The sequence below is a fragment of the Halolamina salina genome (genome assembly GCF_042678005.1).
GTDB lineage: Archaea > Halobacteriota > Halobacteria > Halobacteriales > Haloferacaceae > Halolamina > Halolamina salina.
In genome coordinates this window covers 8,140-10,885 of record NZ_JBHUDH010000157.1, presented here as the reverse complement: position 1 = coordinate 10,885, position 2,746 = coordinate 8,140, and the positions used below count along the sequence as shown (strand labels likewise).

The 2,746-nt window shown below is 69.3% G+C and carries 2 protein-coding genes; both read left to right on the top strand.

Annotated elements, in window-relative coordinates:
• Positions 1-238 precede the first annotated feature (238 nt).
• On the top strand, positions 239-1,909 hold the full coding sequence (locus ACFR9S_RS13005; RefSeq protein WP_379818836.1) for a TraB/GumN family protein: 1,671 nt from the start codon (positions 239-241) through the stop codon (positions 1,907-1,909).
• Positions 1,906-2,589, top strand: coding sequence for a zinc metalloprotease (locus tag ACFR9S_RS13000; RefSeq protein ID WP_379732630.1), 684 nt, complete (start codon positions 1,906-1,908; stop codon positions 2,587-2,589). Before ACFR9S_RS13005 ends, ACFR9S_RS13000 begins: the two co-directional genes overlap by 4 nt.
• Positions 2,590-2,746: the final 157 nt, after the last annotated feature.

Genomic DNA, 2,746 nt, shown 5'->3' with positions numbered 1-2,746 from the left:
GGCGGTGATCTCGAGGCGGTCGTCCTCGACGGCGACGGCGTCGCGGGTCGCGTGCTCGGGGTCGGCACGCCGGACGCCCGCCGCGAGGCAGTCGAGCGCGACCTCGTGGGCTGGCGAGCGGGCGTGGCTCTCGCGGTTCTCGAACACGCCCCGGGCTGGGACGGCGGCGAGCAAAACGGTTCGGGGTGGGGAGCGCGCTTCGTCACGGTCAAGGCCCACGGGGGCGGAACCGCTCTCAATGAGTGAGTCGGACGGCAGCGTGCGGGTCGTGGGGACCGCGCACGTCTCCGCCGAGAGCGTCCGGGAGGTCGAGGAGACCATCGAGGAGGAGCGCCCGGACGTGGTCGCCGTCGAACTGGACGAGGGGCGGTACAGCCAGATGCGCGGCGAGGAGCCGGAGGACCTGACCGCGGGCGACCTGCTCGAGGGGAACACCGTGTTCCAGTTCCTCGCGTACTGGATGCTCTCGTACGTGCAGGCACGGATGGGCGACCGCTTCGACATCCAGCCCGGCGCGGAGATGCTCGCGGCCGTCGAGACCGCGGAGGATCTCGGCATCGAACTCGCGCTGGTCGATCGGGACATCCAGGAGACGATCCGGCGGTTCTGGGCGCGGATGAGCCTGTTCGAGAAGCTCCGAGTCGTCGGCTCGTTGGCGTTCGGGATCACCGACCCACGGATCGGCGGCGTCGTGTTCGGCCTGCTGGTGGGGATCGTGCTCGGCCCGATCCTCGGGATCTTCGGCGGCGCGGTCGGCGTCACCCAACCGCTGCTCGTCGGCCTCACCGGCAGCACGCTGGTCGGGCTGGTGTCGGCGTACGTGCTCTCCGAGGTGACGCTGCGCGTGTTGGACGACGACGTGCTGGCGCTGGGTGTCGCCGGTGCGAGCGCGATCGTCGTCGGCGAGCTCGCGGGCGTCGACCGCGGCCTGACCGACGCGCTGGTCACACAGTACCTCGGCGACTTCGTGATCACCGCGGTCGGGTCGATGACGCTCGGGCTCGCCGGGGCGCTGCTCGTCGGCGCCGTCGTCGCGGCCGCCATGGGGCTGGTCGTCGACGAGGGCGAGTCGGCCGACGAGGAGATGGAGGAGCTGCTCGACCCCGACGAGCTGACGGATACGGACGTGGTGACCGCGATGATGGAGGAGTTCCGGGAGTTCTCCCCCGGCGGGGCCGAGGCCCTGATCGACGAGCGCGACGCCTACATCGCCCACAACCTCGTCGAACTGCGCGAGCAGGGGAAGGACGTGGTCGCGATCGTCGGCGCAGGCCACCAGCAGGGGATCGAGGAGTACCTCGCCCACCCCGAGCGACTGCCGCCGAAGTCGTCGCTGACCGGGCAGAAAGAGCGCCTGCTCCCGTGGGGGAAGATCGTCGCCGTCGGCATCACCGCGGCCTTCGTCGCCTTCTTCGTGCTGCTCGCGATGGCCGGCGTCGAGGACCGCTTCCTGCTCGAACTGTTCGGGGCGTGGTTCGTCGTCAACGGACTCTTCGCGGCCGGGCTCGCCCGGATCGCGGGCGCGCGCTGGCCGTCGGCGCTGGTCGGCGGCTCGGTCGCGTGGCTGACTTCGGTCAATCCGCTGCTCGCGCCGGGCTGGTTCGCGGGCTACGTCGAACTCCGGTACACGACGGTCAACGTCGGCGACATCGACACGCTGAACGCGCTGCTCGACGATCAGGAGACGCCGCTGGTCGAACTGGTAGGCCAGATGTTCGAGGTGCCGTTGTTCAAGCTCATCATGATCGTCGCGCTGACGAACGTCGGCAGCTTCGTCGCGTCGTTCCTGTTCGCGCTGTACGTGCTGCCCGCCTTCTTCGGCGATATCGGCGGCGTCGCGGCGGTGCCGGACCTCCTGATCGAGGGGGCGCGTAACAGCGCCCGCACCGTCTGGGGGTGGGTCGCGTGAGCGTGCCCGGGTCCGAGCGTGGGCGGGGGCGCTTCGACCCCGAGCCGTCGCTGCGGTTCTCGGCTCAGGAGATTCAGGACCTCCTGATCGCGTGGCTCGCGCTGGGGCTGGCGTTCACGATCTTCTTCGCCGGCGGCGGGAATCGTGCGATCGCGTTGCTCACCGGGAATCCGACGATGTTCGCGATCGCGCTCGTCGTGTCGCTGCTGACCGCCGGGGTCGGGTTTCTGCTCCACGAACTCGGGCACAAGGTGATGGTCGTGCGCTACGGCAACATCGCGGCGTTCCGCGCGGAGTACAACATGCTGTTCCTCGCGATCATGAGCGCCTTCTTGGGGTTCATCTTCGCCGCGCCGGGGGCGGTCCACCACCGCGGCCGGCTGACCGAGCGCCAGCACGGGCTGATCGCGCTCGCCGGGCCGGCGGTGAACCTCGTGCTGACGATCGTGTTCGTCCCACTGTGGCTGGCTGGCAGTACCTTCGGTGTCGGTCTGCTCGTTGAGATCGGGGGGAAGGGACTCGCAGTGAACCTGTTCCTCGCGGCGTTCAACATGATCCCCATCGGTGCGCTCGACGGGAAGACGATCATCGGCTGGAGCAAGGCCGTCTGGGCCGCGGTGTTCGTGCCCAGTGTCGCAGTGACGGTGTTCGTCGTGTTCGTGCTGGGTATCGGGTTCTAGGACGGATTCTCGGTTTTCGGCTGATTCGTTGACTACCGCATCAGCCACGGCAACGGCGTCTCGATGCTTGGCCACTTGCGACCGCAATGTGCCGGGCCTCGTGCCCGGCACAGTACCGAGTCCCCACCCCTCCCCCCGCCGGCGCCGACCGTTGGCG